Origin of the sequence: Pseudomonas jinjuensis, assembly GCF_900103845.1 — a bacterium.
Taxonomy (GTDB): Bacteria; Pseudomonadota; Gammaproteobacteria; order Pseudomonadales; family Pseudomonadaceae; genus Pseudomonas; species Pseudomonas jinjuensis.
The window spans coordinates 175,783-198,079 of the sequence record NZ_FNIJ01000002.1; the positions used below are offsets into that span (position 1 = coordinate 175,783).

Sequence of the window (22,297 nt, forward strand, 5' to 3'; positions counted from 1 at the left end):
TCCCTTCCGCGTCCCCCCGCTCCTAGACGCGAGCACGGCCGGTTCCCTGATGGGGAATCGGCCGTTTTTTATTTGACCGCCAGCTATCGTTCCCACGCTCCCGCGTGGGAACGCATCCCTGGACGCTCCTGCGTCCGGACGCGGAGCGGCGGATAACGCTTCGCGTTATTCGCCCTGCGCTGTCTTGCAGGAACCACCCCACGCTCCGCGGCGCTTTCCCCATACTTGCAAAACCGCTATTTTCCCCGCCCCCTTCCAGTGCGCCGCCGCCATGCCCTACCTGCTTTTCGTCACCGTCCTCTGGGCGTTTTCCTTCAGCCTGATCGGCGAATACCTCGCCGGCCAGGTGGACAGCTATTTCGCCGTGCTCACCCGCGTGGTGCTGGCCGGCCTGGTGTTCCTGCCGCTGACGCGCTGGAGGGGCGTGCAGCCGCGCTTCATCGCCGGGGTGATGCTGGTCGGCTCGCTGCAGTTCGGCATCACCTACGTCTGCCTGTACGAAAGCTTCCGCGTGCTGACCGTGCCGGAAGTGCTGCTGTTCACCGTGCTGACGCCGGTGCACGTGGCCCTGATCGACGACGCGCTGAACCGCCGCTTCAACCCCTGGGCGCTGGTGGCCGCGGCGGTGGCGGTGCTGGGCGCGGCGATCATCCGCTACGACGGTGTCACCGGCCACTTCCTCCTCGGTTTCCTGCTCCTGCAATTGGCCAACTTCACCTTCGCTGCCGGCCAGGTCCTCTACAAGCATCTGGTCGCCCGCTACCCCTCGGACATCCCGCAATACCGGCGCTTCGGCTACTTCTTCGTCGGCGCCCTGCTGGTGGCGCTGCCGGGCTGGCTGCTGCTGGGCAATCCGCACAAGCTGCCGACCACCGAGGTACAGTGGCTGGTGCTGCTGTTCATGGGATTGCTGGCCACCGCGCTGGGGCAATACTGGTGGAACAAGGGCGGGACCCTGGTGGACGGCGGCACGCTGGCGGTGATGAACAACCTCCACGTGCCGGTGGGCCTGCTGATCAACCTGCTGATCTGGAACGAGAACGCCGACCTGCCGCGCCTGGCGCTGGGCGGGGCGGTGATCGTGGCTTCGCTGGGCGTCAACCGGCTGGGGCTGAAGCGGACCCCGGAGGGCGCGCGGGCATGAACATTTCCGGCCGCGGCGTGGCCCTTTCGGTAGCCGCCTCGCTCCTCTTCGTCACCCTGCCGGGCTATATCCGCCTGCTGGCGCCGCTGGACAGCATCCTGATCATCGCCCATCGGGTGGTCTGGTCGATTCCCATGGTCCTGCTGCTGGTGGCGTTCACCCGCCAGGGCGGGGTGCTGCGCGCCGCCGGCCGCCGGCTGCTGAGCGAACCCTGGCTGCTGCTGTGCTTCCCGATCACCGCGGCGATGATGCTGGTGCAGTGGGGCGTGTTCATCTGGGCGCCGATGGTCGGGCGCACGCTGGAACTGTCGCTCGGCTACTTCCTGCTGCCGCTGACCATGGTGCTCTGCGGCCGGCTGTTCTATGGCGAGCGGCTCACTTCGCTGCAGACCATCGCCGTCGGCTTCGCCCTGCTTGGGGTGCTCCACGAACTCTGGCTGACCCGGGCGTTCTCCTGGTTCACCCTGATCACCGCGCTGGGCTACCCGCCGTACTTCATGCTGCGGCGGAAAATGGCAGTGGACGCGCTGTCCGGGTTCATCTTCGAGATGGCGATCCTGCTGCCGTTCGCCCTGTTCACCCTGTGGTATCGCGGCGACGCCCAGGTCCTGGCCGAAGCGCCGCGGCTGTGGCTGCTGCTGCCGATGATGGGGCTGATCAGCGCGCTGGCCTTCGGCGCCATGATGGCGTCGAGCCGGCTGCTGCCGATGGGGCTGTTCGGGATTCTCAGTTACCTGGAGCCGGCGCTGCTGTTCGCCATCGCCGTGGCCTTCCTCGGCGAGGCGTTCCAGGCGCAGCAGCTGTGGACCTACGGGCCGATCTGGGTGGCGGTGCTGCTGACCGGCTGGGACAGCGCGCGGCTGCTGCGTCGGCAGGCGCGGCGCGGGATGCAATAAAAGGAAGGAAAGCGGGCAGGGCGCAGGACGGCCCCGCCCGGGGGAATCACTCGAAGCGGTGGCTGGAGGGCAGGTCGGCGCTGGCCAGGGTTTCCGGCAGGACGCGCTTGGCGGCCAGGTAATGGCGCTTCCAGTACTTGCCGTTGAGGTCCGAGACGCGGACGTTCTTGCCACGGCGCGGCGCGTGGATGAACTGGTCGTTGCCGACGTAGATGCCGATATGGTCGACGCTGCGGCTGCGGATGCGGAAGAACACCAGGTCGCCCGGCTGAAGCTTGTCGCGGTCGACGCGGGGATTGCCCTTCTGGTTGAAGATCGCCCGTGCGGTGCGCGGCAGGTCGACTTCGTCGACGTCCTTGAACACGTAGTTCACCAGGCCGCTGCAATCGAAACCGCGCTTCGGCGACATGCCGCCCCAGCGATAGGGGATGCCGATCATGCGGTAGGCGAGCTTGGTCACATGGTGCGCGTCGGTGTTGTCCTGGATACCCGGCTTGGGGGCCACGGTAAGCAGGCTCGCGCCCTTGACCGGAACGCGCAGGTCAAGCGGTGCCGGCTGGAAAGCGTGGTGGACCTTCGGGGAGGCGGTGGCCTCGGTCACAGAGGCAGCCAAGAGGGCCGCCAAGCCTATGGAAAGGCATGTCAAAAGGGTACTGCGCATTCGGCATGTCTTCTTGCTGGTTGTTGATGTAACCCAGACTCCGCTGGATCGCCGTTGCTCTTTGGCCGGCGAGGGTTTTCCTTAGGTCCGTGAGTGAAGTCGGCGCATTCTGACTACTTTCTGAGCGGGAAATTCGACCGTCCGTCGACTTCGGAAAGAGGGGTGTGACTTGGCGGGCGTGCGATGGCACGTGTTTCGGCAGGCGGGCCGATTGATCGTTTTATAGCCGAAAACCCTATGGAACGGGGTTTTCAGTCCGACAGGGACTTGCGAGGCGCAGGGGAGAACTTCCCCTGGAAGAGACAGGATGTCGCAGCGGGAAACCCGACGAAATGCACTTTTTGTTGGCGGTACCTTCGTGCGATTTCAGGCAAGGCGCTCGCGCAAGGCGGGCAATACCTTGTCCCGCAGCAAGGGAGCGAGGGATTCGGAAGTTTCATGCAGGTCGTTCAGCCAGGCCAGTTCTTCCAGTTCGGCGGCCGGCTGGACCGGATGGGGCAGGGCGGCGAGGTAGATGTCGGCATCGACCCAGGTATCGGCCTCGTTCGCCGCCGGCGCATGGAAGCGGCCGAGCGGCGCCAGGGCGTCGGCCGGCAGGTGCAGGTCGAGTTCCTCGCGCAGTTCGCGGCGCAGCGCATCGAGCGGCTGCTCCCCGGCCTCGCGCTTGCCGCCGGGCAGCATGAAGGCCCGGGTTCCGCGCTTGCGCACCAGCAGCAGGCGCCCTGCGGAATCCATCAGGCAGGCGGCGGCGATGTTCAGGGTGACGGACATGGGCGTGATCCTTCATTCATTGCTGGAGCGGCGCGGGATGATGCTCCCGGGGATGGCTCCGGGCAATTGTCCATTCGAATAAAGACTGCGCCGAAACGCGGCAACCGTTAGGCTATGCAGCTGTTTTGTCCCTTTCGCAACGCCGAGGTTCCCTTGTTCGCCCAATTCGCCCTCCACGAACGCCTGCTCAAGGCGCTGGATACGCTGTCCTTCACCGAGCCGACCGCCGTCCAGGCCGCCGCCATTCCGAAGGCGCTGGAAGGGCACGACCTGCGGGTGACCGCGCAGACCGGCAGCGGCAAGACCGCCGCCTTCGTCCTGCCGCTGCTGCAGCGCCTGCTCGCCGAGGAGAAGCCGAAGAGCGGCGCGCGGGCGCTGATCATGCTGCCGACCCGCGAGCTGGCGCAGCAGACCCTGAAGGAAGTCGAGCGCTTCGCCCAGTTCACCTTCATCAAGGCCTGCCTGATCACCGGCGGCGAGGACTTCAAGGTGCAGGGCGCGCGCCTGCGCAAGAACCCGGAAATCATCATCGGCACCCCGGGGCGGCTGAACGAGCAGTTCAACGCCGGCAACCTGCCGCTGGGCGACGTCGAGATGCTGGTGCTGGACGAGGCCGACCGCATGCTCGACATGGGCTTCTCCGAGGACGTGCTGAAGCTGGCGGCGCAGTGCCCCGGGCAGCGCCAGACCCTGCTGTTCTCCGCCACCGCCGGCAGCGGCCTGCACGAGATGGTCGAGCAGGTGCTGCGCGAGCCGCAGGTGCTGCAGCTCAACCGCGTCAGCGAGCTGAACGAGAGTGTCCGCCAGCAGATCATCCTGGCCGATCACAACGCCCATAAAGAGGCAGTGTTGCAGTGGCTGCTGGGCAACGAGACCTACGAGAAGGCCATCGTCTTCACCAACACCCGGGCGCAGGCCGACCGCCTGACCGGGCGTCTGATCGCCAGTGGTCACAAGGTGTTCGTGCTGCATGGCGAGAAGGACCAGAAGGACCGCAAGCTCGCCATCGATCGCCTCAAGCGCGGCGAGGTGAAGATTCTCATCGCCACCGACGTCGCCGCCCGCGGCCTGGACGTCGACGGCCTGGACCTGGTCATCAACTTCGACATGCCGCGCCGTGGCGACGAGTACGTGCATCGGATCGGCCGCACCGGCCGCGCCGGCGCGGGTGGCCTGGCCATTTCGCTGGTAACCCACGGCGACTGGAACCTGATGTCGAGCATCGAGCGCTACCTCAAGCTGCGCTTCGAAAACCGCGCCATCCAGGGACTCAAGGCCAGCTACCAGGGGCCGAAGAAGCTCAAGGCGTCCGGCAAGGCCGCCGGCACCAAGAAGAAAAAGACCGACGCGAAGAAGACCGGCGCCAAGCCTGCCGCCAAGCGCAAGCCGGCCGCGAAGCCGAAGCCGGCGTCGCAACTGGTCAGCCAGGACGGCATGGCGCCGCTCAAGCGCCGCAAGCCGGCCGCCGAGTAATTCCCCGCAAGCGCCCGCATCTGGTGCGGGCGCGCCTTGTTCCTTCGTCGGCGGCGCCTTAGCATCGGGGGTTTCCCCGTATCAAGGAGCCCGCCATGTCCACCATCGACCTTCGCAGCGATACCGTCACCCTGCCCACCGCGGGGATGCGCGAGGCCATGGCGCGCGCCGAGCTGGGCGATGACGTCTACGGCGAAGACCCGACGGTCAATTGCCTGGAGGCGACTCTTGCCGAGCGCCTCGGTTTCGAGGCCGGCCTGTTCGTGCCGAGCGGCACCATGAGCAACCTGCTCGGCCTGATGGCGCACTGCGAGCGTGGCGACGAATACATCGTCGGCCAGCAGGCGCACACCTACAAATACGAGGGCGGCGGCGCCGCCGTGCTCGGTTCGATCCAGCCGCAGCCGATCGACGGCGAGGCCGACGGTTCGCTGGACCTTGGCAAGGTCGAGGCGGCGATCAAGCAGGACGACTTCCACTTCGCCCGCACCCGCCTGCTGGCGCTGGAAAACACCATGCAGGGCAAGGTGCTGCCGCCGGACTACCTGGCCGCGGCCCGCGAGCTGACCCGCCGTCGCGGCCTGGGCCTGCACCTGGACGGCGCGCGGCTGTACAACGCGGCGGTGAAGCAGGGCGTCGACGCCGGCGAGATCACCCGTCACTTCGATTCGGTTTCGGTGTGCCTGTCCAAGGGCCTCGGCGCGCCGGTGGGCTCGGTGCTCTGCGGCGGCCGCGAGCTGATCGGCAGGGCGCGCCGGTTGCGCAAGATGGTCGGCGGCGGCATGCGCCAGGCGGGCGTGTTGGCGGCGGCCGGGCTGTATGCGCTGGACCATCAGGTCGAGCGCCTGGCCGAGGACCACGCCAACGCCGAGCGCCTAGGCGCCGGACTGGCCGGGCTGGGCTATGCGATCGAGCCGGTGCAGACCAACATGGTCTACGTCGCTCTTGGCGAGCGGGCCGGCGCGCTGCGCGAGTTCCTCGCCGCGCGCGGCATCCGCGTCACCGCTGCGCCGCGCCTGCGCCTGGTGACCCATCTGGACGTGAACGCGCCGGATATCCCGCGCATCGTCGAGGCTTTTGCCGCCTTTCGTCGCGATTGACGGCATTTAATTGGCACAGGGCATCAACTATCGCGTAAAGCCACTGTACCGGGACTTCAGGGCCGATATAATGCGGCCCTTTGCCGGCGATTCGTGGCCGCATTTATTCCGTGGAAGAACCTATGAAAAGCGCTGAAATCCGTGAAGCCTTCCTCCGCTTCTTCGAAGAGAAGGGGCATACCCGCGTTGCCTCCAGTTCGCTGATTCCGGCGAACGACCCGACCCTGCTGTTCACCAACGCCGGCATGAACCAGTTCAAGGACTGCTTCCTCGGCCTGGAAAAGCGCGCCTACACCCGCGCCGCCACCAGCCAGAAATGCGTGCGCGCCGGCGGCAAGCACAACGACCTGGAAAACGTCGGCTACACCGCGCGCCACCACACCTTCTTCGAGATGCTGGGCAACTTCAGCTTCGGCGACTATTTCAAGCGCGACGCCATCCACTACGCCTGGGAATTCCTCACCTCGGACAAGTGGCTGAACCTGCCCAAGGAAAAACTCTGGGTCACCGTCTACGCCAGCGATGACGAGGCCTACGACATCTGGACCGAGGAAGTCGGCGTGCCGGCCGAGCGCATGGTGCGCATCGGCGACAACAAGGGCGCTCCCTACGCCTCCGACAACTTCTGGGCGATGGGCGATACCGGCCCGTGCGGCCCCTGCACCGAGATCTTCTACGACCACGGCGCGGACATCTGGGGCGGCCCGCCCGGCTCGCCGGAAGAAGACGGCGACCGCTACATCGAGATCTGGAACAACGTGTTCATGCAGTTCAACCGCACCGCGGACGGCGTGATGCACCCGCTGCCGGCGCCGAGCGTGGACACCGGCATGGGCCTGGAGCGCATCAGCGCGGTCCTGCAGCACGTCCACTCGAACTACGAGATCGACCTGTTCCAGAACCTGCTGCAGGCTGCCGCCGACGCCATCGGCTGCGCCAACGACGACGCGCCGTCGCTGAAGGTGGTGGCTGACCACATCCGTTCCTGCAGCTTCCTGATCGCCGACGGCGTGCTGCCGTCCAACGAAGGCCGCGGCTACGTGCTGCGCCGCATCATTCGCCGCGCCTGCCGCCACGGCAACAAGCTGGGCGCCAAGGGCAGCTTCTTCCACAGGATCGTCGCCGCGCTGGCGGCCGAGATGGGCGAGGCCTTCCCGGAACTCAGGCAGCAGCAGGCGCACATCGAGCGCGTGCTGAAGACCGAGGAAGAACAGTTCGCCAAGACCCTGGAGCAGGGCCTGAAGATCCTCGAGCAGGATCTGGTCGGCCTGAAGGGCAAGGTCATCCCCGGCGAGACCGTGTTCAAGCTCTACGACACCTACGGCTTCCCCTACGACCTGACCGGCGACATCGCCCGCGAGCGCGGCCTGACCCTCGACGAGTCCGGCTTCGAGCGCGAGATGGCGGCCCAGCGCGAACGCGCGCGTTCCGCCAGCGCCTTCGGCATGGACTACAACGCCCTGGTCAAGGTCGACAGCGAGACCCGCTTCCTCGGCTATGAAGGCACCAGCGGCAGCGGCAAGGTCATCGCCCTGTTCGCCGACGGCCAGGCCGTCGACACCCTGAAGGAAGGCGAGGAGGGCGTCGTGGTCCTCGACCAGACCCCGTTCTACGCCGAATCCGGCGGCCAGGTCGGCGATTGCGGCTACCTTGAGGGCGCCGGCGTGCGCTTCGACGTGCGCGACACCACCAAGGTCGGCGGCGCCCACCTGCACCACGGCGTGCTGGCCAAGGGCAGCCTGAGCGTCGGCGTGACCATCAAGGCCGACGTCGACGCCTCGGTGCGCCAGGCCACCGCGCTCAACCACTCGGCCACCCACCTGCTGCACGCCGCGCTGCGCCAGGTGCTGGGCGACCACGTACAGCAGAAGGGCTCGCTGGTCGACAGCCAGCGCCTGCGCTTCGACTTCAGCCACTTCGAGGCGATCAAGCCGGAGCAGCTGAAGGCGCTGGAAGACATCGTCAACGGCGAAATCCGCCAGAACAGCGAGGTCGAGACCGAGGAAACCGACATCGACACCGCCAAGGCCAAGGGCGCCATGGCGCTGTTCGGCGAGAAGTACGGCGACAGCGTGCGCGTGCTGACCATGGGCGGCGGTTTCTCCGTCGAGCTGTGCGGCGGCACCCACGTGTCGCGCACCGGCGACATCGGCCTGCTGAAGATCACCAGCGAAGGCGGTGTGGCCGCTGGCGTGCGTCGTATCGAGGCGGTCACCGGCGCGGCCGCGCTGGCCTATCTGAACGGCGCCGAGGAGCAGCTGAAGGAAGCCGCCAGCCTGGTCAAGGGCAGCCGCGACAACCTGATCGACAAGCTGGCCGGCCTGATCGAGCGCAACCGCCAGTTGGAGAAGGAGCTGGAGCAGCTGAAGGCCAAGGCCGCCAGCGCGGCCGGCGACGACCTGGCCGCCTCGGCGATCGAGGTGAAGGGCGCGAAGGTGCTTTCGGCGCGTCTCGACGGCCTGGACGGCAAGGCGCTGCTGGCGCTGGTCGACCAGTTGAAGAACAAGCTCGGCCGCGCGGTGATCCTGCTCGGCGGCGTGCAGGACGAGAAGGTCGTGCTGGTCGCCGGCGTGACCCAGGACCTGACCGCCCAGCTGAAGGCCGGCGACCTGATGAAGCAGGCTGCCGCTGCCGTGGGTGGCAAGGGCGGCGGCCGTCCGGACATGGCCCAGGGCGGCGGCACCGACGCCGGCAAGCTGGACGAAGCGCTGGCACTGGCGAAGACCTTCGCCGAACAGGGGCTGTAAGGCAGAGAATCCGGGGCCCGCAGCGCGTCCGGCGGGCCTTGGCAGCATGCGGCGAATGCATGTTAAATGGGCGCCCTTGAGGAATCAGGCGGTTTTGAAATGGCTTTGATCGTACAGAAGTTTGGGGGGACCTCCGTCGGCACTGTCGAGCGTATCGAGCAGGTAGCCGAGAAGGTGAAGAAGTTCCGCGAGAACGGCGACGATATCGTCGTGGTGGTTTCCGCCATGAGCGGCGAAACCAACCGCCTGATCGGCCTGGCCAAACAGATCATGGACCAGCCCGTTCCGCGCGAGCTGGACGTGATGCTCTCCACCGGCGAGCAGGTCACCATCGCGCTGCTCAGCATGGCGCTGCTCAAGCGCGGCGTGCCGGCGGTGTCCTACACCGGCAACCAGGTGCGCATCCTCACCGACAGCTCGCACACCAAGGCGCGCATCCTGAGCATCGACGACGCCAACATCCGCGCCGACCTCAAGGCCGGCCGCGTGGTGGTCGTCGCCGGTTTCCAGGGCGTCGACGAGCACGGCAACATCACCACTCTCGGTCGCGGCGGTTCCGATACCACCGGCGTGGCCCTGGCCGCGGCGCTCAAGGCCGACGAATGCCAGATCTACACTGATGTGGATGGCGTCTATACCACCGACCCGCGCGTAGTGCCGCAGGCCCGCCGTCTGGACAAGATCACCTTCGAGGAAATGCTGGAAATGGCCAGCCTCGGTTCCAAGGTGCTGCAGATCCGTTCGGTCGAGTTCGCCGGCAAGTACAATGTTCCGCTGCGCGTGCTGCACAGTTTCCAGGAGGGTCCGGGCACCCTCATTACCATTGATGAAGAGGAATCCATGGAACAGCCGATCATCTCCGGCATCGCCTTCAACCGCGACGAGGCCAAGCTGACCATCCGTGGCGTACCGGATACCCCCGGCGTGGCCTTCAAGATCCTTGGCCCGATCAGTGCCGCGAACATCGAAGTCGACATGATCGTGCAGAACGTCTCGCACGATAACACCACCGACTTCACCTTCACCGTTCATCGCAACGACTACCTGAGCGCCCTGGAAATCCTCAAGCAGACCTGCGCCAACATCGGCGCCCGCGAGGCTTCCGGCGACACCAACATCGCCAAGGTGTCCATCGTCGGCGTCGGCATGCGCTCCCACGCGGGCGTCGCCAGCCGCATGTTCGAAGCCCTGGCCAAGGAATCGATCAACATCCAGATGATCTCCACCTCCGAGATCAAGATCTCCGTGGTCATCGAAGAGAAGTACCTGGAGCTGGCGGTACGTGCCCTGCACACCGCGTTCGAGCTCGACGCCCCGGCGCGACAGGGCGAGTAAGGGGAAATAACCGAAAGGCGCGGCTATCCGCGCCTTTCGTCGTTTTTGACTACAGCCGACCGGAACTTTCATTCCGACAGGACTGGTCAATACTTGGTTGAAGGGTTCGCCCCCTTGATTGTCCCCGGACCTGCAACCATTTCTTTTTTGCAGACTGCTTATCCGAAATATGTAAGGAGAAAGGAATGCTGATTCTGACTCGTCGGGTCGGAGAGACCCTCATGGTTGGTGACGATGTCACCGTAACGGTCCTGGGCGTAAAGGGAAACCAGGTGCGCATCGGCGTGAATGCGCCAAAGGAAGTCGCGGTGCATCGCGAGGAGATCTACCAGCGCATCCAGAAAGAGAAGGACCAGGAACCAAATCATTAATTTTTCTGAATTTTTTCTTTGCAAACGGGGATGAACGTGGTTATCATGCGCCCCGTGTTGCGGAGAGGTGGCCGAGTGGCCGAAGGCGCTCCCCTGCTAAGGGAGTACACCTCAAAAGGGTGTCGGGGGTTCGAATCCCCCCCTCTCCGCCATTAAGCACACTCTGGTTGGTGTCGCGTTGTCCGGAAGCTAAGCTTCTGAAAAGATTGAAAAATCTGATTGACAACGAAAACGGTACGAACTAGAATTTGCGCCCTCTCAGCGCACTCATAGCTCAGCTGGATAGAGTACTCGGCTACGAACCGAGCGGTCGGAGGTTCGAATCCTCCTGAGTGCGCCATTAAACACGACGTAACGCGAAAGCGGGACGTCAGCGAAGAAAGGGAAACCTGCTTCGCAACCAGGTGGTGGAACTGGCTAAACAACACCTCCAGCGCACTCATAGCTCAGCTGGATAGAGTACTCGGCTACGAACCGAGCGGTCGGAGGTTCGAATCCTCCTGAGTGCGCCATATCGAAAGGGCCTGCAGAAATGCAGGCCCTTTTTCTTTTCCGCCCTGCCGGTCGTCGCCCGGGCGAATTCATCCAGCTGTCATGCGCAACGCCTAGGATTTCTCCGTTGTCTCTGCTAAAACCGGACGACATACAGGAGAAAAGCCAATGGACGACTATCAGGAAGAACTGCTCGAACTGCACGCGGCGGAGAAGGACCAGCCGGAACCGGCGGACGACGCCACGGAGATGTGATCAGGCGCCGTGCCGCTGGGCGCGGCGGAATTCCCCGGGGGTATGCCCGCTCCAGCGCTTGAACGCGCGCTGGAAGGCTTCCGCGGCGGCGAAGCCGAGCAGGTAGGCGATCTCGCCGAAGGCCAGGTCGGTGTCGCGGATGTAGATCATCGCCAGGTCGCGGCGGGTGTCGTTGAGCAGGGTGCGGAACTGCGTGCCTTCCTCCGCCAGTTTGCGGCGCAGGGTCCAGGTCGGCATCTTCAGGCGTGCCGCCACTTCCTCCAGGTCGGGTTCCCGGCCGTTCAGCATCGGCCCCAGCAACCGCGTGACCCGCTCGCTCAGGCTGCGGGTGCGGGTCAACTGCTCCAGTTCCCTTTCACAGATTTCCAGCAACTGGTTCCAGGTGCTCGGACAGTGCCCGGCATTGCCCAGGGCGAGGCTGGCCTGGTCCAGCTGCAACTGGTTGTGCGCGGCGCCGAATTCCACCGGGCAGGCGAAGAACTCCTCGAACCGGGCGGCATTCTCCGGCGCCGGATACTCGATCTCGACCTTCTGCGCGCGCAGCGGCTGGCCGGCGATGCTGCCCAGCTGGCTGAGCCAGGTGGCCAGCACCGAATCCACCACGAAGCGGTTGTAGGCGTTGTACGGGCTGATCGAGTAGAAGCGCAGCCAGGCGCCGTCGGCGTCCTCGTGCATGCTCGACTGGCCGCGATAGTTCTGTGCGTACAGCGGCTCGAAACGGATCAGCGCGCGGGCGGCGGCGCGCACGTTGGGCGCCTGCGCCGCGGTGACGCCGGCCAGGCCGAACTGGCTGCAGCGGCTGAGACGGCCCATGCGCAGGCCGAAGGCCGGGTCGCCGCTGAGCTGGATGGCCGCATGGCCGAGGCGCATGTAGCGCGGAATCGACAGCCGTCCGTCGGCTTCGGCCAGGCGGGCAGCATCGAGGCCGTACTGCTCCAGCAGCGGCTGGGAGGGCACGCCGCATCCGGCCAGGGCGTCGGCGAGGCTGTAGACGAAGCCTACGGAGAGATCGCCAAGGCGCACGCTGGTGCGGCTCATGTTCACAGCCAGAGGTTGATCAGGCGGGCGCCGGCCTCGTCCGTGGCCTGCTGCTGCCCGGCCTGGGTGGCGACGAGGCCGCGGCCGTCGTTGCGCAGGTCCCACAGCCGGCCGCGGAGGAAGACCGCCATGCCCGCCTGGGCGCCGCTTTCGCCGAGCCCGCCGTTCAGTTCGAGGCGATTCCAGTCGCCGCCATCGTTCCTGCCATGGGAGGCGGGCACCGCGACTATCTCCGCCTTGCCGGCGGAAAGGGCGGCGTAGCTGTCCGCATGCCAGCTGTCGGCGCCGATCAGCACGCCCAGGCGCCCGGCTGGCGTAGAAAGCACTTGCAGGTCATCGGCGTTGCCGGCGCGGATGAAGCGTTTTTCCGTGTCGCTGAGGAACACCTTGCGCTGCGGCTTGCCGATGGGCAGGCCGTCGCTGCCGAACACCAGGCTGACGTTGAACAGCCGGCCGTTGCCGCTGACCAGCACGCCGTCGTCGATCCGCGGGCTGGGCAGGACGATGGAGCCGGCCACCACGGTCACGCCGAACTCGCGCGCCAGGCCGCCGAACAGGGTCTGGTAGTCGTGGGCCATGTCCACCGATTTCATCCGCAGCAGGGCGTCGGCCATGCGGTCCTCGCCCTTGGCGCCGAGCCAGCCGCGCGCCAGTTTCAGCGGGTTGCTGGCGATCATCCATTCCATCGCCTCGTCGAGGCGCTCCGCCCGGTAGACCTCGGGCTTCTCGCCGGTGACCAGCAGCCAGGTGCCGATGTGTTCGGGGAATACCACCACCGTGCGCGGGCCGAGCAGGCCTTCGCTGCGGGCCTTTTCCAGATAGGCGGCGAGCTTCAGGCGCAGCCGTTCGACGCTCTGGTAGTCCGGGGTGAAGAGTTCCGGCTGGATGCCCAGCAGGTTGCCGCGCCCGGACGGCACGCCCTGGCTGAAGGCCACCTGGCTGCGCAGGTCGGACAGGTAGTGGGTGACCGGTCGCCGTTCGGCCCAGCCTGCGTAGGCGGCGAAGAGAACGATGAGGACGAGGAAGATCAGTTTGCGCATCGGCCTGTGGAAAGTCGTGGCGGGCGATAGTCGGGCGGCGCGGTGCCGGGGCGGCGGCGCGTCGCATGATGGGGAGCGGTGTGCTGCCAGCAGTCTGGCATACGTGGCTCGGGCATGGCGCTCAGGGTAGGGAAGTGCTGGCGGAATGCCAAGGCCGGCTGTCATTTTCGATCAGCAACTTGTCATTTTCGATCATTGAGCGCTCCGGGGCCGCTGCTTAGAGTCTGCCCATACCGACCGCGACCGCTGCCCGAAAGTGCCGAGTCCGCGGCGCAATCGTGACACGCCGGAGGCTTCGATGACCGCTTACCCCAACCTGCTCGCGCCCCTCGACCTGGGCTTCACCACCCTGCGCAACCGCACCCTGATGGGCTCCATGCACACCGGCCTGGAAGAGCGGCCGAACGGTTTCGAGCGCATGGCGGCCTACTTCGCCGAGCGCGCCCGTGGCGGCGTCGGCCTGATGGTCACCGGCGGCATCGCACCGAACGAGGAGGGCGGCGTCTACGCCGGCGCGGCCAAGCTGAGCACGCCGGAAGAGGCCGATAAGCACCGCATCGTCACCCAGGCGGTGCACGAGGCGGGCGGCAAGATCTGCATGCAGATCCTCCACGCCGGCCGCTACGCCTACAGCCCGAAGCAGGTGGCGCCGAGCGCCATCCAGGCGCCGATCAACCCGTTCAAGCCGAAGGAGCTGGACGAGGAAGGCATCGAGAAGCAGATCGCCGACTTCGTCAACTGCGCCAGCCTGGCCCGGGCGGCCGGCTACGACGGCGTCGAGATCATGGGTTCGGAAGGCTACTTCATCAACCAGTTCCTGGTCGCCCACACCAACCAGCGCAGCGATCGCTGGGGCGGCAGCTACGAGAACCGCATGCGCCTGCCGCTGGAGATCGTCCGCCGCGTGCGCGAAGCGGTCGGCAGCGACTTCATCATCATCTACCGCCTGTCGATGCTCGATCTGGTGGAAGGCGGCAGCGACTGGGACGAGATCGTCCAGTTGGCGAAGGCCATCGAGCAGGCCGGCGCGACCATCATCAACACCGGCATCGGCTGGCACGAGGCGCGCATCCCGACCATCGCCACCAAGGTGCCGCGCGCCGCCTTCACCAAGGTCACCGCCAGGCTGCGCGGCGAGATCGGCATCCCGCTGGTCACCACCAACCGCATCAACACCCCGGAAGTCGCCGAGCAGGTGCTGGCCGAGGGCGATGCCGACATGGTCTCCATGGCCCGCCCGTTCCTCGCCGATCCGGACTTCGTCAACAAGGCCGCCGCCGGCCGCGCCGACGAGATCAACACCTGCATCGGCTGCAACCAGGCCTGCCTCGACCACACCTTCGGCGGCAAGCTGACCAGTTGCCTGGTCAACCCGCGCGCCTGCCACGAGACCGAGCTGAACTACATCCCGACCGCGAAGGTGAAGAGGATCGCCGTGGTCGGTGCCGGTCCCGCCGGCCTGGCCGCCGCCACCGTGGCCGCCGAGCGCGGTCACGCGGTGACCCTGTTCGACGCGGCCGACGAGGTCGGCGGGCAGTTCAACGTCGCCAAGCGCGTGCCGGGCAAGGAAGAGTTCCACGAGACCCTGCGCTACTTCCGCCGCAAGCTGGAAACCACCTGCGTGGACCTGCGCCTGAACACCCGCGTGAGCGCCGACGAACTGGCCCGGGGCGGCTATGACGAGATCCTCCTCGCCACCGGCATCCTGCCGCGCACCCCGGCAATCCCCGGCATCGAGCATCCGAAGGTGATCAGCTACCTGGATGCCATCCTCCAGCGCAAGCCGGTCGGGCAGAGGGTGGCGGTGATCGGCGCCGGCGGCATCGGCTTCGATGTCTCCGAATTCATCACCCACCAGGGCCGGTCCACCAGCCTCGACCGCGAGGCGTTCTGGAAGGAGTGGGGCATCGATACCGCCCTGCAGGCCCGCGGCGGCGTGGCCGGCATCCAGCCGCAGCCGCATGCGCCGGCGCGCCAGGTGTTCCTCCTGCAGCGGAAGAAATCCAAGGTTGGCGACGGCCTCGGCAAGACCACCGGCTGGATCCACCGTACCGGCCTGAAGAACAGGCAGGTGCAGATGATCAGCAGCGCCGAGTACCTGAAGATCGACGATGCCGGCCTGCACGTCAGCGTCGCCGGCGGCGAGGCGCAGGTGCTGCCGGTGGACACGGTGATCGTTTGCGCCGGCCAGGAACCGCTGCGCGAACTGCATGACGGCCTGCTGGCCGCCGGGCAGAGCGTGCACCTGATCGGCGGGGCGGACGTCGCCGCCGAGCTGGACGCCAAGCGCGCCATCGACCAGGGTTCGCGCCTGGCCGCGGAGCTTTGACCGACGCCGCTTCGCCGCCCCGGCCATCGGCTCCGGGGTGGCGAAAAAGCGACTCCGTCACAGAATTCCTCAGTCGCTGCGTATATGCGCAGCGACCCACGGAACGACTGCCAACCCAGTCACATAGCACGCGAAATTATTTCCCTAGACTCGAATGGAAAAAGGGCAGCGCTGGTCGCTGGAGTGCGCCGTCCGCTGGTTTTCCATCCGTGTCGCGCGAGGGAACAGGCCATGAGGATGCGGAAGAAACCTCAGATGGTGGAAGCGGTGGTCTTCTTCAACGACCACGGTATCTGCAAGGAAATGCTCTATCCCGAATTCGAGGCGCTGCTCGACAACATCGTGCAGATGCCGGAGTACGCGGACCAGCAGATGCAGCTCGCCTACCTCGTGATCAATCCGCGGCTGATGGTCAGGGCCGTGGTGTTCTTCTGCCTGGATTTCGACGAGACGGGCGAGGCCGATCGCGGCTGGAACCTGCCGCTGCGCCAGCTCGCCGACCGCGCCGGGCGCGGGCCGGACATGGGCGCCGGGCCGATCCGCCTGGCCTGCCGCAGCCAGTGCCCGGTGCCCTGGCACCAGATGCACCTGTGGGACCCGAGCCTGGTCAAGGGCCACAACCACCTGGCGATGATCCGCGATGCGGTCAGGCGCAACCATCTCGGCGTGCTGGTGGAGGAAGAGCCGGTCGCCGTCGAACCCGAACGCCTGCATCTGGCTGCCGAGCACCAGTGGTATGCGCCGCCGACGCAGGAGAATCGCGAGGCCGCGGACAATCTTGCCAGGGAGCTGCTGCAGGAGCACCAGCGCAAGACCAGCGAGCTGCTCAGCCAGCAGGAAATGCGCATCGCCAGTCTCAGCCAGCAGCACGAGCGGGAACTCGGCCAGCACCGGCTGAACGCCGAAGAACAGCTCAACCTGCTGAAGGCGGAAGTCGCGGCCCTGCGCCAGGGCCTGCGGCGGGAAGAGGAAATCAACGCGGAGCTGCGCCGGGAACTGGCCGGGCATGTCGAGGCGTCCGGCCGCGAGCGGGAAGAGCTGACCGCGCAGTTGCGCAGCGTCGAGCAGCAGGCGCGGGAGCGGCTCGCCACCCTGCGCGCGGGCCTGCAGGCCGAGGCCGAGGCGAAGATCGCCGCCAGCGTGGCGCAATACCGCGAGCAGGTCGCCATCCGGGACATGGAGTTGCGCTATCGCGGCGAGGTCGAACAGCAGCTGCGCCAGGAAATCGATGCACTGCGCGAGGAACGGGCTGGCCGTGACGACGGACGGGACGTGCTGGAGCAGCTCGCCGGCCTGGGCATGATCTTCGTGGTTTATCATCCCGGCGCCGGGCACCTGACCATTCCGCTGCAGGACATCGCCCGCTACCAGGAGAACCCCATGGCCTATGCGGCGAGCAAATGCCTCGTGTCCGAAGAGCGCTACCGCGACTGGCTCGCCCATTACCAGCAGCCCACCTGTGAGGGCCGCCTGTCCAATGGCGAGCGTTGCGCGCTGCCGGTGGACCGGGTGGATACCCCCGGCCGCTTCGTCGAAGGCTTCGACAACTGCTGCAGCAGGCACCGGAGCGACGAGCGCCAGCCCGGCCTGAGGTAGAGCGACGTTTTGCAATTCCCCGACTGGCAACCCCGCGCGCCGCTGCAGCCCGTGCGAGCCGGCTGGCTGGAACAGGCCGGCGTCGAACTTGCCCTGCTGCGTCTCGATCTGGTCGATGACCAGGTTTCCGGCAACAAGTGGTTCAAGCTGGCTCCTTACCTGCGCCAGGCCGCCGATCTCGGCCTGCACGGCCTGATCAGCCTGGGCGGGGCGCACTCCAATCATCTGCATGCACTGGCCGCGGCGGGCGCGCGTTTCGGTTTCGAAAGCGTGGGGCTGCTACGCGGCCACGCGCAGGAAACCCCGACCGTGTGCGACCTGCGCGACTTCGGCATGCGCCTGCACTGGCTCGGCTATGCGGGCTATCGCGAACGCCACAGCCCCGGATTCTGGGAGCCGTGGCGCGAGCGTTATCCACAGTTGCTGCCGGTGGACGAGGGCGGTGGCGGGTTGCCCGGGGCGCTGGGCTGTGCGGGGCTGGTCGGGCAGATCCGGGAGCAGCTCGGGCAGGTTGGCTGGGACGACTATGAACAGCTGTGGGTCGCCGCGGGTAGCGGTACGACTCTGGCAGGGTTGGTGATCGGCGAGGATGGCAGGCGCGAAGTGGTCGGCGCGCTGGCCGTGCCGCCCGGGCATGGCGTGGAACGGCAGCTGCCGCGCCTGCTGCAGGCTGCCGGCAAGATGGATGCCGGCTATCGGCTGATCGACGCCAGCCGCGGCGGCTTCGCCCGCCTGGATGCGACGTTGGCGCGCTTCATCGCCGACTTCGAAGCGGAGTGCGGGGTGCCGCTGGAGCCGCTGTATACCGGCAAGCTGCTGCTGGCGTTGCAGGATGAGGCCAAGGCCGGGCGTTTACCGGCGGGTTGCCGGATCGTCGCTGTGCATAGCGGTGGATTGCAGGGGAGCAGGGCGTTACGAGAGCTTTTGCAGGGTGGATGAGGCTTTTTTCATCCATTGCGGGGCCGCGTGCGCGGCCATGGTGGATCGATGGAGCCTGATCCACCCTACGGGAGCAGCCCGGAGTCGGTTTCATGGTTGCCCGTGTAGGAGCAACTGTCTCGATATCTCAGCGCATTTTGTTCGCGAGCAAGGACTGGGCGTCCCCCTCGGTCCTACGAAGAGCGGGAACGTGCCTGTAGGAGCGAGCTTGCTCGCGAATCCTGTGCAGGCGGGCCATGCCCGCGACCGATCCACCACCCGGACAAGCCCGCTCAGCGCAGATACCCCGCCTGTATCTCCGGCCAGCGGTCCCCCACCAGGAACAGCCTTTCGCGTTCGCACCAATCCTCCCCATGCGGCTCCAGTCGCACCAGCAGCTGTGGAAATCCATCCTCGGGCAGCCGCTCCAGCCACTCGTCGAACTGCTCCTCGCTCCACACCTCATTCGCATCGATTCGCGCCGGCGACAGCCAGGTCGCCCGCGGCAGCATCTGCCAGCGACCATCATCCCGGCTGCGGTAGGCCGGCCAGTCGCGGCGGCGCAGCCAGCGGCCGCGCAGGTGGTGCGGGTCGGCGCCGGCGGGCGGTGGGCAGTCGTCGGGCCAGGGATAGAAGAGATAGCCGCCCAGCCACAATGAGGCCTGGGGCGGGGCGTCGCTGATCGCCTGGACCACCGCGCTGCCCTCCAGGGTCGAGGACAGCGGCAACTGGTGTCGGTACAGATGCTGCAGCTTGCGCCGCAGCTGGTCTTCGGCGCCGGGGCCGAGCCAGTCCTCGGGGCCGTCCGCGGCGGGGCCGAGATAGAGCTTGATCGCCAGTTCCAGGTGATGCAGGCCGTCGTCGTCCTCGATCAGCAGGTCCAGTTCGCCGAGGGTGTGGCCGTTGTCGCGCACCGGCAGGTTGGCTGCCAGCAGGCGGATGTCCGGGGCCTGTTCGAGGGCGTACTGCCAGAGGCGTTCGTAGTAGCGGCCGAGGCGCTGGCGGGGTTCGGCATCCAGCCAGTCGTGCAGCCGCAGCGGATGGCGTTCCTGGGCGAGCAGCCAGTCGCCCAGCCGGTCCGGCTTCGCCAGCCAGCCGCTGGCCGCGAGGGGATGGCGCTGCGGCAGCGCAGTGCGTTCCAGCAGCGGCGGCGCCAGCAGCGTCCAGGCCAGGTCGCGGACCTGCGGCTGGCGCAGTTCGCCGAGGAGATCATCGAGAAGAGCCTGAAGATGGGTCATTTGTGTAGCCTAGCCCTGTAATCGCTGCAGGGTCGTTCCGATAGGCCTGTCGGTTTGCTGCCTTTTGCGCCTTTCCCCCATAATTCGGCTCATTCCCGCCGCGCACAGCTCGTCCAGGAGTCCCATGGAACCCTTCCGCAATATCGGCATCATCGGCCGTCTCGGCAGCACCCAGGTGCTGGAAACCATCCGTCGGCTGAAGCGATTCCTCATCGAGCGGCACCAGCACGTGATCCTCGAGGACACCATCGCCGAAGTCCTGCCGGGGCATAACCTGCAGACCTGCTCGCGGAAGATCATGGGCGAGATCTGCGACCTGGTGATCGTGGTCGGCGGCGACGGCAGCATGCTCGGCGCGGCGCGGGCGCTGGCCCAGCACAAGGTGCCGGTGCTCGGCATCAACCGCGGCAGCCTGGGCTTCCTCACCGACATCCGCCCGGACGAACTGGAAGTGAAGATCACCGAGGTGCTGGCCGGCCACTACATCGCCGAGAACCGCTTCCTGCTGGATGTGCTGGTGCGCCGCCACGGCGACTCCATCGGCCAGGGCGACGCGCTGAACGACGTGGTGCTGCATCCCGGCAAGTCGACGCGGATGATCGAGTTCGAGCTGCACATCGACGGCCAGTTCGTCTGCAGCCAGAAGGCCGACGGCCTGATCGTCTCCACGCCCACCGGCTCCACCGCCTACGCGCTGTCCGCCGGCGGGCCGATCATGCATCCGAAGCTGGATGCCATCGTCATCGTGCCGATGTATCCGCACACCCTGTCCAGCCGGCCGATCGTGGTGGACGGCGACAGCGAGCTGAAGATCGTGGTGTCGCCGAACATGCAGATCTACCCGCAGGTTTCCTGCGACGGGCAGAACCATTTCACCTGCGCGCCGGGCGACGTCGTCACGGTGAGCAAGAAGCCGCACAAGCTGCGCCTGATCCATCCGATGGACCACAACTACTACGAGGTCTGCCGGACCAAGCTGGGGTGGGGTAGCCGCCTCGGGGGGAGCGAGTGATAGAGCTGGACCCGTCCCGCGGCTATGACCTGATCGGCGATGTGCACGGTTGTGCGCATACGCTGGACCGTCTGCTGGAAACCCTCGGCTATCGCCTGCGGGGCGACGTCTGGCGGCATCCGCGGCGGCAGGCGCTGTTCCTCGGCGACATCGTCGATCGCGGTCCGCGCATCCGCGAGGCGCTGCACCGGGTGCACGCCATGGTCGCCGCGGGCGAGGCGCTGTGCATCATGGGCAACCACGAGTTCGATGCGCTGGGCTGGTCGACGCCGGCGCCGCCCGGCAGCGGGCGGACCTACGTGCGCGAGCACACGCCCCGCCACGAGCGGCTGATCCACGAGACGCTGGAGCAGTTCGAAGGCCACCCCGCCGACTGGCGCGATTTCCTCGGCTGGTTCCAGACGCTGCCGCTGTTCCTCGATGCCGGCCGCTTCCGCATGGTGCATGCCTGCTGGGACCGCGATCTGATCGAGGTCCTGCGCCGGCAGTTCCCGGACGGCTGCATCGACCAGGCTTTCGTCAAGGCGTCGGCGGAGTCCGGCAGCTTCGCCCACAGGGTCTGCAACCGCCTGCTGCGCGGCACCGACATGCGCCTGCCCAACGGCCTGACGCTGACCGGCAGCGACGGCTACACCCGGGCGTTCTTCCGCACCAAGTTCTGGGAAGAGGACCGCGAGCCGGAAACCTACGGCGACATCGTGTTCCAGCCCGACGGCCTGCCCGCCGACGTAGCCCGGGAGCCGCTGAGCCTGGAGCAGAAGTCGCGCCTGCTGGCCTATGGCGCCGACGAGCCGCTGCTGTTCGTCGGCCACTACTGGCGCAGCGGCACGCCGGCGCCGATCCGGCCGAACCTGGCCTGCCTCGACTACAGCGCGGTGAAGTACGGAAAGCTGGTCGCATATCGGCTGGACGACGAGACCCGGCTGGAGCGCGGTAAATTCGTCTGGGTGGACGTGAAGCGTCCGGGAGTCGAGGAGTGAGTGCCGTAGAAGCGATGCGCCTGCCGCTGGCGGTGGACCTGGGTGGTTTCGCCAGCCTGCTGCGGCGCCTGAACGTGCCGTTCCGGATCAGCGAGGAGTCCGGCGAACAGGTGCTCTGGGTGCCCGATTCGCAGCTGGCGGAACAGGTGCGCACGCTGTACCAGCGCTACCCCGAGGGCGATCCGCAGTTCGCCGTGGCCGAAGAACCGCAGCGCCGGTCTCCCAGCTTCGTCGCGCAGCTGCGCGCCAGCCGGATGACCGCCGCTGTGCTGCTGGTGACCATGGTGGTCGCCGCCGTCACCCTGCTCGGCAGCAATCCGGCGGCCTTGCGCTGGCTGACCTTCCAGGAATTCCAGATCGAAGGCGACTACGCCGTGTTCACGCCGCTGATGGAAACCCTGGCGGCGGGGCAGTGGTGGCGGTTGTTCACGCCGATGCTGATCCACTTCGGCTGGCTGCACCTGGCGATGAACGCCATGTGGTACTGGGAGCTGGGCCGGCGTATCGAGTACCGCCAGGGTGGGCTGATGCTGCTGGCGCTGTCGCTGGGCTTCGGCCTGGTGTCCAACGTGGTGCAGTTCTCCGTCAGCGGCGCGAGCCTGTTCGGCGGGCTGTCCGGCGTGCTCTTCGGCCTGCTCGGGCATTGCTGGATCTTCCAGCTGCTGGCGCCGACCCCTGCCTACAACCTGCCCAAGGGCGTGGTGGCGATGATGCTGATCTGGCTGCTGATCTGCCTGTCCGGGGTGATCGACCTGCTCGGCTTCGGTTCCATCGCCAACGGCGCGCATATCGGCGGGCTGGTTGCCGGTTGTGCGACCGGGCTGATTGGCGGCTTGCTGGCGCGGGGCAAGCGTTCCGCCTGAGCGCATGGGCGCGCGCTGCGCGCGGTCGCGGGCATGGC

18 protein-coding genes and 3 tRNA genes are annotated in these 22,297 nt (G+C 66.8%); 16 read left to right on the plus strand and 5 right to left on the minus strand.

Features of this window, described 5'->3' with window-relative positions; all coding sequences use genetic code 11:
• Positions 1-271 precede the first annotated feature (271 nt).
• Positions 272-1,144 (plus strand): carboxylate/amino acid/amine transporter, encoded by an 873-nt coding sequence (locus tag BLR75_RS03290; protein ID WP_084309941.1) that lies wholly within the window; start codon positions 272-274, stop codon positions 1,142-1,144.
• Positions 1,141-2,040 carry an EamA family transporter RarD gene (gene rarD / locus BLR75_RS03295; protein WP_084309942.1) on the plus strand — a complete coding sequence of 300 codons (900 nt, stop codon included), beginning with the start codon at positions 1,141-1,143 and terminating at the stop codon, positions 2,038-2,040. The genes BLR75_RS03290 and rarD overlap by 4 nt, the downstream gene beginning before the upstream one ends.
• A 46-nt stretch (positions 2,041-2,086) precedes the next feature.
• Here the strand turns inward: rarD and BLR75_RS03300 are convergent, their stop codons facing one another.
• Positions 2,087-2,701, minus strand: a complete 615-nt coding sequence (locus BLR75_RS03300) for a C40 family peptidase (protein ID WP_084309943.1) — start codon at positions 2,699-2,701, stop codon at positions 2,087-2,089.
• A gap of 366 nt (positions 2,702-3,067) precedes the next feature.
• Positions 3,068-3,472, minus strand: a complete 405-nt coding sequence (locus tag BLR75_RS03305) for an NUDIX hydrolase (RefSeq protein ID WP_084309944.1) — start codon at positions 3,470-3,472, stop codon at positions 3,068-3,070.
• A gap of 114 nt (positions 3,473-3,586) precedes the next feature.
• Here BLR75_RS03305 and BLR75_RS03310 point away from each other — a divergent pair, with 114 nt between their 5' ends.
• From BLR75_RS03310 to BLR75_RS03345, 8 genes are all read left to right on the plus strand, one after another.
• On the plus strand, positions 3,587-4,945 hold the full coding sequence (locus tag BLR75_RS03310; RefSeq protein WP_090415980.1) for a DEAD/DEAH box helicase: 1,359 nt from the start codon (positions 3,587-3,589) through the stop codon (positions 4,943-4,945).
• A gap of 95 nt (positions 4,946-5,040) precedes the next feature.
• Positions 5,041-6,045, plus strand: a complete 1,005-nt coding sequence (gene ltaE / locus BLR75_RS03315; RefSeq protein ID WP_084309946.1) for a low-specificity L-threonine aldolase — start codon at positions 5,041-5,043, stop codon at positions 6,043-6,045.
• Between the two features lie 122 nt (positions 6,046-6,167).
• Positions 6,168-8,792: an alanine--tRNA ligase gene (alaS, locus tag BLR75_RS03320; protein WP_084309947.1), complete on the plus strand. Its 2,625-nt coding sequence runs from the start codon at positions 6,168-6,170 to the stop codon at positions 8,790-8,792.
• 99 nt (positions 8,793-8,891) lie between these two features.
• Complete coding sequence (locus BLR75_RS03325) at positions 8,892-10,127, plus strand: aspartate kinase (RefSeq protein ID WP_084309948.1); 1,236 nt, start codon at positions 8,892-8,894, stop codon at positions 10,125-10,127.
• Between the two features lie 185 nt (positions 10,128-10,312).
• The gene (csrA, locus tag BLR75_RS03330; protein ID WP_003085981.1) at positions 10,313-10,498 is read left to right on the plus strand and encodes a carbon storage regulator CsrA; all 186 of its coding nucleotides are present in this window, start codon (positions 10,313-10,315) and stop codon (positions 10,496-10,498) included.
• A gap of 61 nt (positions 10,499-10,559) precedes the next feature.
• Positions 10,560-10,650, plus strand: a tRNA-Ser gene (locus BLR75_RS03335).
• A gap of 111 nt (positions 10,651-10,761) precedes the next feature.
• Positions 10,762-10,838: transfer RNA gene (locus BLR75_RS03340), tRNA-Arg, on the plus strand.
• A gap of 95 nt (positions 10,839-10,933) precedes the next feature.
• Positions 10,934-11,010 (plus strand) — tRNA-Arg (locus BLR75_RS03345).
• Between the two features lie 235 nt (positions 11,011-11,245).
• Here BLR75_RS03345 and BLR75_RS03350 read toward each other — a convergent pair.
• Positions 11,246-12,283: an AraC family transcriptional regulator gene (locus tag BLR75_RS03350; RefSeq protein ID WP_084309949.1), complete on the minus strand. Its 1,038-nt coding sequence runs from the start codon at positions 12,281-12,283 to the stop codon at positions 11,246-11,248.
• 2 nt (positions 12,284-12,285) lie between these two features.
• Positions 12,286-13,323 carry a carbon-nitrogen hydrolase family protein gene (locus BLR75_RS03355; protein WP_084309950.1) on the minus strand — a complete coding sequence of 346 codons (1,038 nt, stop codon included), beginning with the start codon at positions 13,321-13,323 and terminating at the stop codon, positions 12,286-12,288.
• A gap of 298 nt (positions 13,324-13,621) precedes the next feature.
• On the opposite strand from BLR75_RS03355, the gene BLR75_RS03360 reads away from it, so the two are divergent.
• The 3 genes from BLR75_RS03360 to BLR75_RS03370 all read left to right on the plus strand — a co-directional run bounded on the left by BLR75_RS03360 (position 13,622) and on the right by BLR75_RS03370 (position 18,187).
• On the plus strand, positions 13,622-15,652 hold the full coding sequence (locus tag BLR75_RS03360) for an NADPH-dependent 2,4-dienoyl-CoA reductase (protein ID WP_084309951.1): 2,031 nt from the start codon (positions 13,622-13,624) through the stop codon (positions 15,650-15,652).
• A gap of 231 nt (positions 15,653-15,883) precedes the next feature.
• The gene (locus tag BLR75_RS03365; RefSeq protein WP_084309952.1) at positions 15,884-17,248 is read left to right on the plus strand and encodes a chromosome partitioning protein ParA; all 1,365 of its coding nucleotides are present in this window, start codon (positions 15,884-15,886) and stop codon (positions 17,246-17,248) included.
• Between the two features lie 9 nt (positions 17,249-17,257).
• Positions 17,258-18,187, plus strand: coding sequence for a 1-aminocyclopropane-1-carboxylate deaminase/D-cysteine desulfhydrase (locus tag BLR75_RS03370; protein WP_090415981.1), 930 nt, complete (start codon positions 17,258-17,260; stop codon positions 18,185-18,187).
• 272 nt (positions 18,188-18,459) lie between these two features.
• On the opposite strand, the gene BLR75_RS03375 is transcribed toward BLR75_RS03370, so the two are convergent.
• The gene (locus tag BLR75_RS03375; protein ID WP_084309953.1) at positions 18,460-19,404 is read right to left on the minus strand and encodes a DUF1853 family protein; all 945 of its coding nucleotides are present in this window, start codon (positions 19,402-19,404) and stop codon (positions 18,460-18,462) included.
• Between the two features lie 124 nt (positions 19,405-19,528).
• On the opposite strand from BLR75_RS03375, the gene BLR75_RS03380 reads away from it, so the two are divergent.
• Genes BLR75_RS03380 through BLR75_RS03390 form a run of 3 tightly spaced genes read left to right on the plus strand, consistent with a single transcriptional unit; the run spans position 19,529 to position 22,259 of the window.
• Entirely contained in the window at positions 19,529-20,416 is an 888-nt protein-coding gene (locus tag BLR75_RS03380) for an NAD(+) kinase (protein WP_084309954.1), read from the plus strand.
• On the plus strand, positions 20,416-21,396 hold the full coding sequence (locus BLR75_RS03385) for a metallophosphoesterase (protein WP_084310158.1): 981 nt from the start codon (positions 20,416-20,418) through the stop codon (positions 21,394-21,396). The genes BLR75_RS03380 and BLR75_RS03385 overlap by 1 nt, the downstream gene beginning before the upstream one ends.
• Positions 21,393-22,259, plus strand: coding sequence for a rhomboid family intramembrane serine protease (locus BLR75_RS03390; protein WP_084309955.1), 867 nt, complete (start codon positions 21,393-21,395; stop codon positions 22,257-22,259). The genes BLR75_RS03385 and BLR75_RS03390 overlap by 4 nt, the downstream gene beginning before the upstream one ends.
• The last annotated feature ends 38 nt before the right edge of the window (positions 22,260-22,297 follow it).

Excerpts from the sequence above, each read along its gene's own strand:
- BLR75_RS03290 (WP_084309941.1), top strand. The coding sequence starts at position 272 with ATGCCCTACCTGCTTTTCGTCACCGTCCTCTGGGCGTTTTCCTTCAGC.
- rarD (WP_084309942.1), top strand. The coding sequence starts at position 1,141 with ATGAACATTTCCGGCCGCGGCGTGGCCCTTTCGGTAGCCGCCTCGCTC.
- BLR75_RS03300 (WP_084309943.1), bottom strand. The coding sequence starts at position 2,701 with ATGCGCAGTACCCTTTTGACATGCCTTTCCATAGGCTTGGCGGCCCTC.
- BLR75_RS03305 (WP_084309944.1), bottom strand. The coding sequence starts at position 3,472 with ATGTCCGTCACCCTGAACATCGCCGCCGCCTGCCTGATGGATTCCGCA.
- BLR75_RS03310 (WP_090415980.1), top strand. The coding sequence starts at position 3,587 with ATGCAGCTGTTTTGTCCCTTTCGCAACGCCGAGGTTCCCTTGTTCGCC.
- ltaE (WP_084309946.1), top strand. The coding sequence starts at position 5,041 with ATGTCCACCATCGACCTTCGCAGCGATACCGTCACCCTGCCCACCGCG.
- alaS (WP_084309947.1), top strand. The coding sequence starts at position 6,168 with ATGAAAAGCGCTGAAATCCGTGAAGCCTTCCTCCGCTTCTTCGAAGAG.
- BLR75_RS03325 (WP_084309948.1), top strand. The coding sequence starts at position 8,892 with ATGGCTTTGATCGTACAGAAGTTTGGGGGGACCTCCGTCGGCACTGTC.
- csrA (WP_003085981.1), top strand. The coding sequence starts at position 10,313 with ATGCTGATTCTGACTCGTCGGGTCGGAGAGACCCTCATGGTTGGTGAC.
- BLR75_RS03350 (WP_084309949.1), bottom strand. The coding sequence starts at position 12,283 with ATGAGCCGCACCAGCGTGCGCCTTGGCGATCTCTCCGTAGGCTTCGTC.
- BLR75_RS03355 (WP_084309950.1), bottom strand. The coding sequence starts at position 13,323 with ATGCGCAAACTGATCTTCCTCGTCCTCATCGTTCTCTTCGCCGCCTAC.
- BLR75_RS03360 (WP_084309951.1), top strand. The coding sequence starts at position 13,622 with ATGACCGCTTACCCCAACCTGCTCGCGCCCCTCGACCTGGGCTTCACC.
- BLR75_RS03365 (WP_084309952.1), top strand. The coding sequence starts at position 15,884 with ATGAGGATGCGGAAGAAACCTCAGATGGTGGAAGCGGTGGTCTTCTTC.
- BLR75_RS03375 (WP_084309953.1), bottom strand. The coding sequence starts at position 19,404 with ATGACCCATCTTCAGGCTCTTCTCGATGATCTCCTCGGCGAACTGCGC.
- BLR75_RS03380 (WP_084309954.1), top strand. The coding sequence starts at position 19,529 with ATGGAACCCTTCCGCAATATCGGCATCATCGGCCGTCTCGGCAGCACC.